The organism is Acidovorax sp. A79 (genome assembly GCF_041154505.1).
GTDB lineage: Bacteria > Pseudomonadota > Gammaproteobacteria > Burkholderiales > Burkholderiaceae_C > Acidovorax.
The window spans coordinates 2,777,756-2,792,164 of the sequence record NZ_AP028672.1 but is presented as its reverse complement, the minus strand read 5'-3'; the positions used below and the strand labels follow the sequence as shown (position 1 = coordinate 2,792,164).

Genomic DNA, 14,409 nt, shown 5'->3' with positions numbered 1-14,409 from the left:
CATTTTTGGCGGGTGAATTTTCCGCTGGCCTTCGCCAATTCAAACAACTGTTTGAATTCTGGTGTTTAATCCGGTGCCATGAGTTTTGGCGCCCATTTCATTCCCGCAGCCCAGCGCACCGCCCGCAGTGATGGCGAGGACACGCGCGCGCGCCTGCTGCACGCGGCGCTGCAGCTGTTCTCCGAGCGGGGCTTCGCACAGACCTCGGTGCGCGCCATCGCCGAGGCCGCTGGCACCAATGTCGCCGCGATCGCCTACCACTTTGGCGACAAGGCCCGGCTGTACACGGCCACGTTCTATGAACCCTTTGGCAGCGGCAGCGACCTCATCGCCGTGTTCGCCGATCCCGCACTGACCCTGCCGCAGGCGCTCGCCTCCTATTTCGGGGGGTTTCTGGAGCCGCTCAAGCACGATGACCTCGTGACCCAGTCGCTGCGCCTGCATGTGCGCGAGCTGCTGGACCCGACCCACGTGTGGCCCGAGCTCATCGAGCGCGAGTGCCGGGCCCCCCACCTGGCCCTGGTCCAGGTGCTGTGCCGCCACATGGGCGTGCAGGAGGTGGACGACGACATGCACCGCCTCGCCTTTTCCCTGGCCGGGCTGATCATGCAGATGTGGACCCAGCGCGACCCGCTGCAGGTCATTGCGCCGCAGCTGGCAGGGTCGGGGGCTGTGGATGAGTGGGTGGACCGGCTGACCGGCTACGCCCTGAGCATGGTGCAGGGCGAGATCGCCCGGCGGCAGGCCGCACAACGGCCCGCGCGCCGCAGTACTTCACGGAATTCGCACAAGGAATCCAACGCATGACTTTGAGCAAGACCCGATTCTTCTGGGCCGCCTGCCTGCCGCTGGCCCTGGGCGCCTGTGCCGTCACGGCGCCCCCCGCGCAGATGCCCGCGCCGCCGCCGGTGGCGTGGCAGGCGCCCTTGCCGCACCAGGGCTCGCTGGGGGACCTGGCGCGGTGGTGGACGCAGCTGGGCGACCCGCTGCTCGTCGAGCTGATCGATGCCGCGCAAGCCATCAGCCCTGGCGTGGCGCAGGCCCAGGCCCGCATCGCGCAGGCGCGTGCCACGCAGGTGAGCAGCCGCGCCGCGCTGCTGCCGTCGCTCGATGCGCAGGCCAGCGCCAGCCGGGGTTTCAACGAGCAGCTCGCGGGCATCGCCACCACGGCGCAGGCCGGGCTGCAGGCGAGCTGGGAGATCGACCTCTTCGGCGCCAACCGGGCCACCAAGACGGCGGCCGACGAGCGGCTGGCGGGCGCGCAGGCGCTGTGGCACGAGGCGCGCGTGAGCGTGGCCGCCGAGGTGGCGCAGCAGACGAGCAGCCTGCGCACCTGCCTGGAGCAGCTGCGTGTGGCCGAGCGCGATGCGCAGTCGCGCGGCGAGACCTCGCGGCTGTCCGACCTCAGCGAACGCGCCGGTTTCACGGCGCCCGCCACCGCCGCCCTGGCGCGTGCCAGCGCCGCCGAAGCCCAGGCGCGCGCATCGCAGCAGCGCATGCAATGCGATGTCGAAGTCAAGACCATGGTGGCGCTGACCGGGTGGGAAGAGCCCGCGCTGCGCGCGCGCCTGTCCACGCCGGCATCCGCCGCGCCCGACACCCTGTTCGCCATCGCCGCCCTGCCCGCCCAGGTGCTGGCCCAGCGCCCCGACGTGTACAACGCCGAGCGCGAAGTCGCCGCCGCCAGCGCCGACGTGGGCAGCGCACAGGCCCAGCGCTACCCGCGCCTGTCGCTCAGCGGCTCGGTGGGAACGGCCTGGGTGCGCAGCGGCGGCGTGACGACCGACCTGAACACCTGGACCATCGGCCCGCTGGCGCTCAGCGTGCCCCTGTTCGACGGCGGCCGCCGTGGCGCCCAGGTGGAGGCGGCGCAGGCACGCTACGACGAGGCCGCCGCGCTCTACCGCGCCAAGGTGCGCCAGGCCGTGAGCGAGGTCGAGCAGGCGCTGGTGCGGCTGCAGAGCACGGCCGAGCGCAATGCCAGTGCGCGGGTGGCGGCGGCGGGCTACCGCAACTCGTTCGATGCCACGGAGGCGCGCTGGCGCGGCGGGCTGGCGAGTCTGGTGGAGCTGGAAGACGCGCGCCGCACCTCCCTGGCGGCCGAGAACGCGCTGATCGCGCTGCAGCACGAACGCCAGGCCGCCTGGGTTTCGCTGTACCGCGCCGCGGGCGGTGGCTGGAAAGAGTGAAACACCCCCCTGAGTCGCTTCGCGCATTCCCCCTCTCCCGACTCGCTGGGCGAGTCGGGAGAGGGGGACGCCCCCGGCGCGGCGGGGCGGCCCTTGCGCGGGGGCACTGGCCTGCGCCGCGCCAGTTTCATCCCGTGCGAGTGGCGCGTAGCGCCGTGGATAGTTGATATGAATTCTTCAGGACGAAAGCAAATGCAAAATTTCTCTTCCTTCAAGTTCTCTCCGACGGCCTTCGCCGTGATTGCTGCCTGCGTGCTGGCCACCGGCGGCGCCCTGGTTTTCTCCAGCGCATCGCGCGCCGCCGACGAGCCCAAGGCGGGCCAGCCCCGCCCCGCGCTCACGGTGAGCACGGCGCAGCCCCAGCGGACGTCGGTGCCCTTGCGCCTGGCGGCCAACGGCAACGTCGCTGCCTGGCAGGAAGCCAGCATCGGCGCCGAAAGCAATGGACTGCGCCTGACCGATGTGCGGGTGAATGTGGGTGACGTGGTCAAGGCCGGCCAGGTGCTCGCCACCTTCTCGGCCGAAACGGTGCAGGCCGACGTGGCGCAGATGCGCGCCAGCCTGCTCGAAGCCCAGGCCAACGCGGCCGAGGCCGCAGCCAATGCCGACCGCGCCCGCTCGCTGCAGGCCACGGGTGCCCTGAGCCAGCAGCAGATCCAGCAGTACACCACCGCCGAGAAGACGGCGCAGGCCCGGGTGGAGGCCGCCAAGGCCACGCTGAACGCGCAGCAGCTGCGCCTGAAGTACACGCAGGTGGTGGCACCCGACAGCGGCGTGATCTCGGCCCGCACGGCCACGGTGGGCGCGGTGGTGGGCGCGGGCACGGAGCTGTTCCGCATGGTGCGCAAGGGGCGCCTCGAATGGCGCGCCGAAGTCACGTCCACCGAGCTGCGCCGCATCGCGCCGGGCGCCAAGGTCAGCGTGACCGCGGCCAGCGGCGCGGCGGCCGAAGGCACCGTGCGCATGGTGGCCCCCACGGTGGACCCGCAAACCCGCAATGCGCTGGTGTATGTCGATTTGCCGGCGAACAGCGATTTCCGCGCCGGGATGTTCGCGCGCGGCGAGTTCGCGCTGGGCAGCAGCGATGCGCTCACGGTGCCGCAAGAGGCGCTGGTGGTGCGCGACGGGTTCTCGTACGTGTTCGTGGTGGGCGCCGAGCAGCGCGTGCAGCAGCGCAAGGTGCAGACGGGGCGCCGCGTGGCCGACCGGGTGGAAGTGCTCTCGGGCCTGGACGCGAATGCCTCCGTCGCCGTGCGCGGCGCGGGTTTCCTGAATGACGGGGACCTGGTGCGTGTGGTCGGCGCGCCGCCGGCGAGCGGCAGCACCTCCTCCTTGCAGGAATTCAAACAAAAAGTGCCTGTAGCGCAGGTTGATCAAGCGCTGGTAGCTATCAAATAAGGAGCGTTCTCCATGAATGTATCCACCTGGTCCATCAAGAACCCGATACCGGCGCTGATGCTGTTCGTGCTGCTGACGTTCGGCGGCCTGCTGTCGTTCAACGCGATGAAGGTGCAGAACTTTCCGGACATCGACCTGCCCACGATCTCCGTGACCGTGGCGCTGCCGGGCGCATCGCCCGCGCAGCTGGAAAACGACGTGGCGCGCAAGATCGAGAACAGCATCGCCACGCTGCAGGACTTGAAGCACATCTACACCAAGGTGCAGGACGGCGGCGCCACCATCACGGCCGAGTTCCGCCTGGAAAAGCCCACGCAGGAGGCGCTCGACGATGTGCGCTCGGCCGTGGCGCGGGTGCGCGGCGACCTGCCCGGCGACGTGCGCGACCCCATCGTGACCAAGATGGACCTGGCCGCGCAGCCCGTGCTGGCCTTCACCATCGCCTCGAGCCGCATGGACAGCGAGGCGCTGTCGTGGTTCGTGGACGATGCCGTGGCCAAGAAGCTGCTCACCGTGCGCGGCGTGGGCGCGGTCAACCGCGTGGGCGGTGTTCAGCGCGAGGTGCATGTGGCGCTGGACCCGGTGAAGCTGCAGGCGCTCAACGCCTCGGCGGCCGACGTGTCGCGCCAGCTGCGCCTGGTGCAGACCGAGAGCGCCGGCGGCCGCACCGACCTGGGCGGCAGCGAGCAGCCCGTGCGCACGCTGGCCACGGTGCAGTCGGCCCAGGAGCTTTCCAGCCTCACGCTGTCGCTGTCGGACGGCCGCCACGTGCGGCTCGATCAGGTCGCCACGGTGTCGGACACGATTGCCGAGCCGCGCGCGCTGGCCCTGCTCAACGGCAAGCCCGTGGTGGGCTTCGAGGTGGCGCGCAGCAAGGGCGCGAGCGAGATCGAGGTGGGCGGGGCCGTGCAGGCCGCGCTCAAGGAGATGCGCGCGCAGCACCCCGACCTGGAGATCACCGAGGCCTTCAACTTCGTGCAGCCCGTGCAGGAGGAATACGACGGCTCCATGCACCTGCTGTACGAAGGCGCGCTGCTGGCCGTGCTGGTGGTGTGGCTGTTCCTGCGCGACTGGCGCGCCACGTTCGTCTCGGCCGTGGCGCTGCCGCTGTCGGTGATCCCGGCGTTCATCGGCATGCACCTGCTGGGCTTTTCCATCAACGTGATCACGCTGCTGGCGATGTCGCTGGTGGTGGGCATCCTGGTGGACGATGCCATCGTGGAGGTGGAGAACATCGTGCGCCACCTGCGCATGGGCAAGACGCCCTACCAGGCGGCCATGGAGGCGGCCGACGAGATCGGTTTGGCGGTGGTGGCCACCACCTTCACGCTGATCGCGGTGTTCCTGCCCACGGCCTTCATGAGCGGCATCGCGGGCAAGTTCTTCAAGCAGTTTGGCTGGACCGCGTCGCTGGCCGTGTTCGCCAGCCTGGTGGTGGCCCGCGTGCTCACGCCCATGATGGCGGCCTACATCCTCAAACCCATCGTGGACAAGCACCAGGACCCGCGCTGGATGACCGTATACCTGCGCTGGGCGGCCTGGTGCATCAGGCACCGCTGGATCACCTTCATCGCCACGGCGGCGTTCTTCATCGGCTCGCTCGCGCTGATCCCGCTGCTGCCCACCGGCTTCATCCCGCCGGACGACAACTCGCAGACCCAGGTGTACCTGGAGCTGCCGCCCGGCGCCACGCTCGCGCAGACCCGCGCCGTGGCCGAGGATGCGCGCGAGCGCATCGCCAAGGTGGAGCACGTGCAGAGCGTGTACACCACCATCGGCGGTGGCTCCGCGGGGGCGGACCCCTTCATGGGCGGGGCCAATGCCGAGACCCGCAAGGCCACTCTGACCATCCTGCTGGCCGAGCGCGGCGAGCGGCCGCGCAAGCAGGGCATCGAGAACAAGATCCGCACGGCCCTCGAAACCCTGCCCGGCGTGCGCAGCAAGGTGGGCCTGGGCGGATCGGGCGAGAAGTACGTGCTGGTGCTCTCGGGCGACGATCCGCAGGCGCTGACCACGGCCGCGCTGGCGGTCGAGAAGGACCTGCGCACCATCCCGGGCCTGGGCAGCATCTCGTCCACCGCCAGCCTGGTGCGCTCCGAGATCGCGGTGCGTCCGGACTTCGCCCGGGCCGCCGACCTGGGGGTGACCAGCAGCGCCATCGCCGAGACCCTGCGCATCGCCACCATGGGCGACTACGACGTGTCGCTGCCCAAGCTCAACCTCGCGTCGCGGCAGGTGCCCATCGTCGTGAAGCTGCAGGACGACGCCCGCAAGGACCTGTCGCTACTGGAGCGCCTGGCGGTGCCGGGCGCCAAGGGCCCGGTGATGCTGGGCCAGGTGGCCACGCTCGAATTCAGCGGCGGCCCGGCCGTGGTGGACCGCTACGACCGCGCGCGCAACGTGAACTTCGAGATCGAGCTGTCGGGCCAGCCGCTGGGTGACGTGACCAAGGCCGTGGAGGCGCTGCCCTCCATCAAGAACCTGCCGCCGGGCGTGCGCCAGATCACCATCGGCGACGCGGAGATGATGGGCGAGCTGTTCGCCAGCTTCGGCCTGGCCATGCTCACGGGCGTGCTGTGCATCTACATCGTGCTGGTGCTGCTGTTCAAGGACTTCCTGCACCCGGTGACCATCCTGGCGGCGCTGCCGCTGTCGCTGGGCGGCGCGTTCGTGGGCCTCTTGATCGCGCAAAAGAGCTTCTCGATGCCCTCGCTCATCGGGCTCATCATGCTCATGGGCATCGCCACCAAGAATTCCATCCTGCTGGTCGAGTACGCCATCCTGGCGCGGCGCGAGCACGGCATGACGCGCTTCGAGGCGCTGATCGACGCGTGCCACAAGCGCGCGCGCCCCATCATCATGACCACGCTGGCCATGGGCGCGGGCATGCTGCCCATTGCCATCGGCATCGGCGCGGCCGACGCGAGCTTCCGCTCGCCGATGGCGGTGGCGGTGATCGGGGGGCTCATCACGTCCACGCTGCTGAGCCTGCTGGTCATCCCCGCCGTCTTCACCGGGGTGGATGATCTGGGCCAGCGGTTCGGGCGCCTGGTGCGCCGGCTGCGGGGGGCGCACCACGCGCCCGCCGCCCCGGCGCTGCCCCCGGTGCCCGCCTCGCCGCCCGCACCGTGATGGCCCGGTGGTGGTTGCCCGAACAACCGGGCAATCACCCGGGTTGACCAGGGTTTGGTGGCGCGCCAGTCGTTAGATAATGTAACGAGCACCATGAACCTCGTCAGCCTGAACATCGAATCCATTCAGCTTGGCCACCCGCTGCCCTTCGTGCTGCGGGGGGCTGATGGCGTGCTGCTGGCGCAAAAGGGCTATGTCATCCGCACCCGGGACGAGCTGGCCAAGATGGTGGCGCGGGGCCGCCAGCTGTGCGTGGACACCGATGAATCCGGCGACAGCCACCGCGCCTACCTGGCGCAGCTGCAGCGCATGCTGATCGCGGACACCAACCTGGGCGAGATCGCCGCCATGCAGATGACGGCGGCCGACGACCCGGCGGGGCGCGGGCGCGGAGGCCGGGCCCTGCCCGACTGGCCCGAGCTGCAGCTGCGCGCCACGCAACTGCTGCGCGCGCCGTCCCCGTCGGACTTTGGCGGGCGCTTCCAGGCGCTGCACGACGAACTCTCGCGCCACTGTGAGCAGACGCCCGATGTCACCCTGCTGGCCCTGATCTACCTGTCGGCCCAGGAAACCCGCATGTACAGCGCCACCCACTCCATGCTGGTGGCCTGCGTGTGCATGGTGGTCGCGCGCGAGATGCTGCGCTGGCCCGAGGGCCGGGTGCAGCAGCTCGGGCATGCGGCCTTGTCCATGAACATCGCCATGACCGAACTGCAGGACCAGCTGGCCCAGCAGACCCACCCCCTGACTGCCCAGCAGATCGCGGCCGTGGAAGACCACGCATCACGGTCCGAGGCGCTGCTGCGCTCGCTGGGCGTGGCCGACACCGCATGGCTGGAGGCCGTGCGCTGCCACCACCACCGCACGCCTGGCCCGCTGGCCAAGAAGACGGAAGCCCAGCAGATGGCCCGGCTGATCCAGCGCGCCGATATCTTTGGCGCCCGCATGGCGCCCCGCGCCGCCCGCTGGCCCATGCCGGTCACGGCGGCCATGCAGGCGAGCTACTACGATGAGGAGCACCAGGTGGACGAGGCCGGTGCAGCGCTCGTCAAGACGCTGGGCGTGTATCCGCCAGGGGCCTTTGTGCGGTTGGCCAGCCAGGAGGTGGGTGTCGTCATCCGCCGAGGTACGACGGCCACCACGCCCAAGGTAGCGGTGGTGACCAACCGGGACGGCATGCCCACGGGCGAGCCGATTCCCCGCGACACCGGCATGCCGCCCTGGAAAGTCACGGGCGTGGTCGCCTTCAAGGACGTGCGGGTCAAGCTCCCGCTCGACCGCCTGCTCAACCTGGGCTGATCTTTTCGGCCCCGCAGCGGGGCCGCACCCGATGCGGGTGAACGCCCCCTCGCCCGGTGTGGCCGCCATGGGCACTCCCTGGCCCGCTTTTCAACGCTCCCGCGGGGGCTGATGCCCGGCATCCGGCTTGCATCCGATGCCCGTCTGGCCGTGCGCCACGCAATACCCCCTTCCCGCTGCCGGGAATCTGAATCCAGTGGTCATCCATCGGCGTATACCAATGAGTACAAATAAAAACTCATGTGGACAAAAAATGATGGAATGGTTAAATTGCCCACACCACTGCGCTATGACTCCTATGAAAACCTCTTCCAGACGCCTTTTTCCGGCCACGGGCCTTCTTGTCCTCGCGATGGCCGCCGGGCTTGCCCCTCGCGCGTGGGCGGCGGACGCGGAAAGCTGCCCGGCCACCTTGCAGCACACCTTTGCACGGCTGCAGGATGAAAAGCCGCAGTCGCTGTGCCAGTACAGCGGAAAGGTCGTGCTGGTGGTCAATACCGCCAGCTTCTGCGGCTTCACCGGCCAGTACAAGGGGCTCGAGGAGCTGTATGCCCGGTACAAGGACAAGGGCCTCGTCGTGCTGGGCTTTCCATCCAACGACTTTTCGCAGGAGAGCGGCAGCAACCAGCAGATCGCGGACTTCTGCGAGAACACCTTCGGCGTGAAATTCCCGATGTTCGCCAAGAGCAGCGTGAAGGGCTCGGACGCCTCGCCGCTGTTTCGCCAGCTGGCACAGCTGTCGGGCACCGCGCCGCGCTGGAACTTCCACAAATACCTGCTGGGCCGCGACGGCAAGCTGGTCGACCAGTACTCCAGCCTCACCGCCCCTGACAGCAAGGGCCTGGTGCGCGCCATCGAACAGCAACTCGCTGTTGCCGCTCCACGGTGATTGCAATGTTTTCTTTACGTTTCTTTAAAAAAAACCGGCGCGGGGCCTGGAACTTCCGCGCGAGGGCCCCACTCTATTCCCTGCACGCTGCGATTGCGTGGCGTACAGTTTTAGTGTTGCGAAGCCTTTCGGGCCCCCGGGTTCCGACTGACCTCCTGGAGCGCTTCTCCTCCCTCCCTCTCTTATTCGTTTCGGGACGCTTCGCAACCTTTTTATTCCAGGCACCGGCCAGAGGGGGCCGGCCATGAAAATCGCCATCATCGGCTCCGGCATCTCCGGACTGGCGGCCGCGCACCGGCTGCGTGGCCAGGCGCACATCACCCTGTATGAGGCCGGCGACCACTTTGGCGGCCACACCCACACCGTGGATGTCACGCTGCGGGATGCCAGCGGCCGGCTGGTCACGCAGGGCGTGGACACCGGTTTTCTCGTCTTCAACGAACGCACCTATCCGCAGCTGATCCGCCTGCTGGCCGAACTGGGCGTGCAGACGTGCCGGTCCGACATGTCGTTCTCGGTGCAGGTGCCCGGGGCCCGGGGCGGCCGGCCGCTGGAGTGGAGCGGCACGAACCTGGGCACCGTCTTCGCGCAGCGCGCCAACCTGGTCAGTCCGCGCTTTCTGGGCATGCTGGCGGACCTGCTGCGGTTCAACCGCCTGTGCACCCGCATCGCCGAGGCCGGGGCCGATGCGGCGCTCATGCAGCCCCTGGGCGACTTCCTGCGCGAGCACCGCTTTGGCGATGCCTTCCGCGACTGGTACTTCCTGCCCATGCTGGGCTGCATCTGGAGCTGCCCGACCGACCAGATGCTGCAGTTTCCGGTGGCCACCCTGATCCGGTTCTGCCACAACCATGGCCTCCTCCAGGTGAGCGACCGTCCGCAGTGGTGGACGGTCGCGGGGGGCGCGCGCCACTATGTGGACAAGATCGTGGCCGGTATCGCGGACACGCGCCTGTCGACCCCCGTGCGCCGCATCGAGCGCGATGCGGCCGGCGTGCGGGTGGTGACCGACGGCGGCACCGGGCATTTCGACCAGGTCGTCGTGGCCACGCATTCCGACCAGGCGCTGGCGCTGCTCGCGCGGCCCACGCCGCAGGAACGCGCCGTGCTGGGCGCCATCCGCTACCAGGCCAACCGCGCGGTGCTGCATACCGACACCGCGGTGCTGCCCGCGCGCCGCGCCGCCTGGGCCGCGTGGAACTATGAGCGCGCCGCGCAGCCCGGCCGCGAATCGGCGCGCGTGTGCCTGCACTACCTCATCAACCAGCTGCAGCCCGTGCCCTTCGCGCAGCCCGTGGTCGTCTCGCTCAACCCCGTGCGCGAGATCGCGCCCGACCAGGTGATCGGCAGCTACGACTACGCCCACCCGGTGTTCGACCTGGCCGCCATTCGCGCGCAGCGGCAGGTGGCCGAGATCCAGGGCCATGGGCACACCTGGTTCTGCGGGGCGTGGACGGGCTACGGGTTCCACGAAGACGGACTGAAGTCCGGGCTCGCCGTGGCCGAACAGGTGCTGGCCCGCCAGCCCGCTCCCCTGGCGGAGGCCGCATGAACATCGGCATGGGCACCGCTCCCGAGGCCCCGCAGCCGCTGATCGGCTTTGGCCAGGTGCGCCATGCGCGGCTGCGGCCCCGGCGGCATGCGTTTGCCTACCCCACGTTCTTTCTCCTGCTGCCCCTGCGCAGCATGGGCGCCGCAGCGCCGGGCCCGCTGGCCGTGAACCGGCGCGGCGCCATCAGCTTTCACGACACGGACCATGGCGACGGCCGCAGCGCCGCGCAGGGCGGGGCGCTGGCCTGGCTGGACGAGCTGCTGCGCGCCGAAGGCATTGCCGACGCCACTGGCGAAGTCTGGCTGCACTGCTACCCGCGCGTGCTGGGCTACACCTTCAAACCCGTGAGCTTCTGGTACTGCCACCGCGCCGACGCCAGCCTGCGCACCATCGTGGTGGAGGTGAACAACACCTTTGGCGAGCGGCACTGCTACCTGCTGGACGCGCCCCGCTACGGCGTGGAACTGCGGGCGCGCAAGGTGTTCCATGTCTCGCCCTTCTGCGAGGTGGGCGGGGGCTACCGCTTTCGCTTCCTGCGCACGGCGGGCGGGCCCGCCGATGCGGGCCGCACCGTGGCGCGCATCGACTACGACGACGACGCCGGACCGCTGATCGAGACCAGCGTGAGCGGCACCCTGCACCCCATCACGGGGCAGACGCTGCGCCGGGCCCTGTGGGGCTACCCGGCCATGACGCTGGCCGTCATCGCGCGCATCCACTGGCAGGCCTTGCGGCTGTGGCTCAAGCGTGTGCGCTTTCACCGCAAGCCCGAGGCCCCTGCCTCCATCGTGACCCGTTGACCCCACAGCCCGACGAGACCGCCATGAACACGACCACGACCACCGGCGCCGCCCTGCACGCCACCCTGCCCGCCGGCACGCCGGCTGCCGCGCGCACGGCCCTTCGGCTCCTGCAGGGGCTGCAGCATGGCAACCTCACGGTGCAACTGCCGGACGGCACGCTGCAGCACTTCGGCCAGGGGGGCGGCCTCTCGGCGGCCATCACGCTCAGGAACTGGAACGTGTGCAGCGCGGCGCTCAGGTCGGGGGACATCGGCTTCGCCGAGAGCTACATCGCGGGGGACTGGACCACGCCGCACCTCACCGACCTGATCAAGCTCTTCATCGCCAACCGCCAGCAGGTGGAAGGCGTGATCTATGGAAGCTGGGCCGGACGCCTGCTGTACCGCATCAAGCACCTGCTCAACCGCAACACGCGCGCCAACAGCCAGAAGAACATCCACGCGCACTACGACCTGGGCAATGCGTTCTACGCGCTGTGGCTGGACGACACGATGAATTACTCGTCCGCCTGGTTCGAAGGCGATGCGGGCGGCGACATGCGCAAGGCCCAGCATGCCAAGGTGCGCCGCGCCCTGAGCCAGGCGGGGGTGCGGCCGGGGCACCGCGTGCTCGAGATCGGCTGCGGCTGGGGGGCGCTCGCCGAGATGGCGGCCACCGAGTTCGGCGCATCGCTGACCGGTGTGACCCTGTCCACCGAGCAGCTGGCCTTCGCGCAAGGGCGCATGGCGGGGCAGGGGGTGGAGCACCAGGCCGATTTGCGGCTGCAGGACTACCGCGACATCCACGATGGCCCCTACGACGCCATCTGCTCCATCGAGATGGTCGAGGCCGTGGGCCGCGAGTACTGGCCCACCTACTTCCAGTCGGTGAACCGCCTGCTCAAGCCCGGTGGCAAGGCCTGCATCCAGAGCATCGTCATCGACGACAGCCTGTTCGAGCGCTACATCAGCTCCACGGACTTCATCCAGCAGTACATCTTCCCGGGCGGCTGCCTGCCGTGCCCGCGCGAGTTCCGCCGCGAGGCCGAGGCCGCGGGCCTGCGCGTGGTGGACGAGTTCGCCTTTGGCCAGGACTATGCCGAAACGCTCAGGCGCTGGCGTGACCGCTTCGTGGCCCAGCGCACGCAGATCCTGCAGCTGGGGTTCGACCAGCGCTTCCTGCACATCTGGGAGTTCTACCTGGCGTATTGCGAAGCGGCGTTTGCGATGAGCAACATCGACCTGGTGCAGTACACGCTGGCCAAGGATTGAGATTGCTATGAAAAATATAGCTGCCACCGCGTTTTTTATCTGCGCTGCAGCCGTTTTTCATTCCAGCATGGCTGTGGCGCAAGGGGCAGGGGCGGCCCAGGCCACGGCGGCGCCGCTGTCCGGCGTGCGCCTGGCGGGCCAGGGCGTGCTCCGGTTCCTGGGTTTCGAGGTCTACCGCGCACGCCTGTGGGTGCAGCCCGGCTTTGATGCCGACAACTACGGCGCCCAGCCGCTGGCGCTGGAGCTGACCTACCACCGCGACTTCACGGCGGAGGCCATCGCCAGGCGCTCCATCGAGGAAATGCGCCACGTGGGCAGCTTCACGCCCCAGCAGGCCGCGCGCTGGCAGCAGGCGCTGCAGGCGGCGCTGCCGGACGTGAAGGTGGGCGACCGCCTTCTGGGCATTCACCAGCCGGGCGTGGGGGCGGTGTTCAGGATGGCCGGGCGCGTGGTGGGCGAGGTGCCCGATGCCGAGTTCTCGCGCCTGTTCTTCGGCATCTGGCTCTCGCCCCAGACCTCCGAACCCAGGCTGCGCCAGGAACTGCTGGGCGCGACCCGCGCCATGGGGCAGCCATGACCCGCACCACCCAGCCCCTGCGCGCCCGTCACGGCCTGGCCTATGGGCTGCTGGGCCTGCCCCTGGCGTTTGTGGCGCTGCCGCTGTACGTGCTGCTGCCCAACCACTATGCCCGCGAGTTCGGCATGCCGCTGGCCACGCTGGGCTCGGTGCTGCTGGCGGCGCGGTTGTTCGATGCGGTGTCGGACCCGCTGTTGGGCCGCCTCTGCGACCACCTGTTCGGCCGCTCGGTGCGTGCCGTGCTGGCGGCGGGCGCGGTGTCGGCCATGGTGCTCGCACTGGGGCTGACCGGCCTGTTCTTTCCGCTGGTGCGCGGGGCCGATGGGCTGACCGCCTGGGCCCTGGTGGCGCTGCTCATCACCTACACGGCCTACAGCCAGCTGGGCATTGCGCACCAGGCGTGGGGCGCGCGCCTGGGCGGCGACGAACTGCAGCGCGGCCGCATCGTGGCATGGCGCGAAGGCGCCGCGCTGGCGGGCGTGGTGCTGGCCTCGGTGCTGCCCGCGCTGCTGGGGCTGCCGGTCATGCTCGGCGTGTTTGCCATGGCCTTGCTGCTGGGCTGGTGGGCCTGGACGCGCGCGCCGCGCCCTCCGGCGCATGCGGGTGGCGCCGTGGCGGGCGGGTATCGCCCGTCGCGGCGCGCCAGCCTGTGGCGGCCGTGGGGGCGCCCCGCGTTCCGCCGCCTGCTGGCGGTGTTCATGCTCAACGGCATTGCCAGCGCCATCCCGGCCACGCTGGTGCTGTTCTTCATCCAGGACCGCCTGCAGGCTCCACCCGCCCAGGAGCCCCTGTTCCTCGCGGCCTACTTCGTCTGCGCCGCGCTGTCGATCCCGTTGTGGCTGCGCGCCGTGGCGCGCTGGGGCCTGGCGCGCACCTGGCTGGCGGGCATGCTGCTGGCGGTCGCAGTGTTTGTGTGGGCCGCGTTCGTGGGGGTGGGCGATGTGCTGCCCTTCCTCGCGGTCTGCGCGCTGTCGGGCGTGGCACTGGGCACCGACCTGGCATTGCCCAGCGCCCTGCTGGCCGGCGTGATCGCGGCCGAGGGCGACAGCGGCCAGCACGAAGGCGCGTACTTCGGCTGGTGGAACTTCGCCACCAAGCTCAACCTGGCGCTGGCCGCGGGCCTGGCGCTGCCCCTGCTGGGCTGGCTGGGCTACACCCCCGGCACGCGCGGCGACGGCGGCTTGCAGACCCTGGGCATCGCCTATGCGGTGCTGCCCTGCGTGCTCAAGCTGATGGCGGCGGCGGCGCTCTACGCCCTGCTCCTGCGGCGTCCCCGCAGCGCAGCGATTGTTTGAATGAACCTGTCCGAACCGACCCCAG

The 14,409-nt window shown here is 69.7% G+C and carries 11 protein-coding genes; all 11 read left to right on the top strand.

What is annotated here, in order from left to right; genetic code table 11:
• The first annotated feature begins 78 nt into the window (after positions 1 to 78).
• The 11 genes from ACAM51_RS12855 (at position 79) to ACAM51_RS12805 (ending at position 14,384) form a co-directional block, all read left to right on the top strand.
• Positions 79 to 807 carry a TetR/AcrR family transcriptional regulator gene (locus ACAM51_RS12855; RefSeq protein WP_218339431.1) on the top strand — a complete coding sequence of 243 codons (729 nt, stop codon included), beginning with the start codon at positions 79 to 81 and terminating at the stop codon, positions 805 to 807.
• A complete protein-coding gene (locus tag ACAM51_RS12850) occupies positions 804 to 2,189 on the top strand; it encodes an efflux transporter outer membrane subunit (RefSeq protein ID WP_369643729.1) in 1,386 nt (461 codons plus the stop codon). Before ACAM51_RS12855 ends, ACAM51_RS12850 begins: the two co-directional genes overlap by 4 nt.
• Positions 2,190 to 2,381: 192 nt before the next feature.
• Positions 2,382 to 3,587 carry an efflux RND transporter periplasmic adaptor subunit gene (locus tag ACAM51_RS12845; RefSeq protein WP_369643728.1) on the top strand — a complete coding sequence of 402 codons (1,206 nt, stop codon included), beginning with the start codon at positions 2,382 to 2,384 and terminating at the stop codon, positions 3,585 to 3,587.
• Positions 3,588 to 3,599: 12 nt separating this feature from the next.
• A complete protein-coding gene (locus ACAM51_RS12840; RefSeq protein ID WP_218297138.1) occupies positions 3,600 to 6,719 on the top strand; it encodes an efflux RND transporter permease subunit in 3,120 nt (1,039 codons plus the stop codon).
• Between the two features lie 93 nt (positions 6,720 to 6,812).
• Positions 6,813 to 8,018 (top strand): HD-GYP domain-containing protein, encoded by a 1,206-nt coding sequence (locus tag ACAM51_RS12835; RefSeq protein WP_218297139.1) that lies wholly within the window; start codon positions 6,813 to 6,815, stop codon positions 8,016 to 8,018.
• Positions 8,019 to 8,370: 352 nt separating this feature from the next.
• Positions 8,371 to 8,907, top strand: a complete 537-nt coding sequence (locus ACAM51_RS12830) for a glutathione peroxidase (RefSeq protein WP_369643814.1) — start codon at positions 8,371 to 8,373, stop codon at positions 8,905 to 8,907.
• Positions 8,908 to 9,151: 244 nt separating this feature from the next.
• A complete protein-coding gene (locus tag ACAM51_RS12825) occupies positions 9,152 to 10,459 on the top strand; it encodes an NAD(P)/FAD-dependent oxidoreductase (protein WP_218339434.1) in 1,308 nt (435 codons plus the stop codon).
• Positions 10,456 to 11,259, top strand: a complete 804-nt coding sequence (locus ACAM51_RS12820) for a DUF1365 domain-containing protein (RefSeq protein WP_369643727.1) — start codon at positions 10,456 to 10,458, stop codon at positions 11,257 to 11,259. Before ACAM51_RS12825 ends, ACAM51_RS12820 begins: the two co-directional genes overlap by 4 nt.
• Before the next feature lie 23 nt (positions 11,260 to 11,282).
• Positions 11,283 to 12,512 (top strand): cyclopropane-fatty-acyl-phospholipid synthase family protein, encoded by a 1,230-nt coding sequence (locus ACAM51_RS12815; protein WP_218339435.1) that lies wholly within the window; start codon positions 11,283 to 11,285, stop codon positions 12,510 to 12,512.
• A 67-nt stretch (positions 12,513 to 12,579) separates the two neighbouring features.
• Positions 12,580 to 13,089: a chalcone isomerase family protein gene (locus ACAM51_RS12810; protein ID WP_369643726.1), complete on the top strand. Its 510-nt coding sequence runs from the start codon at positions 12,580 to 12,582 to the stop codon at positions 13,087 to 13,089.
• Entirely contained in the window at positions 13,086 to 14,384 is a 1,299-nt protein-coding gene (locus tag ACAM51_RS12805; protein ID WP_369643725.1) for an MFS transporter, read from the top strand. Before ACAM51_RS12810 ends, ACAM51_RS12805 begins: the two co-directional genes overlap by 4 nt.
• The last annotated feature ends 25 nt before the right edge of the window (positions 14,385 to 14,409 follow it).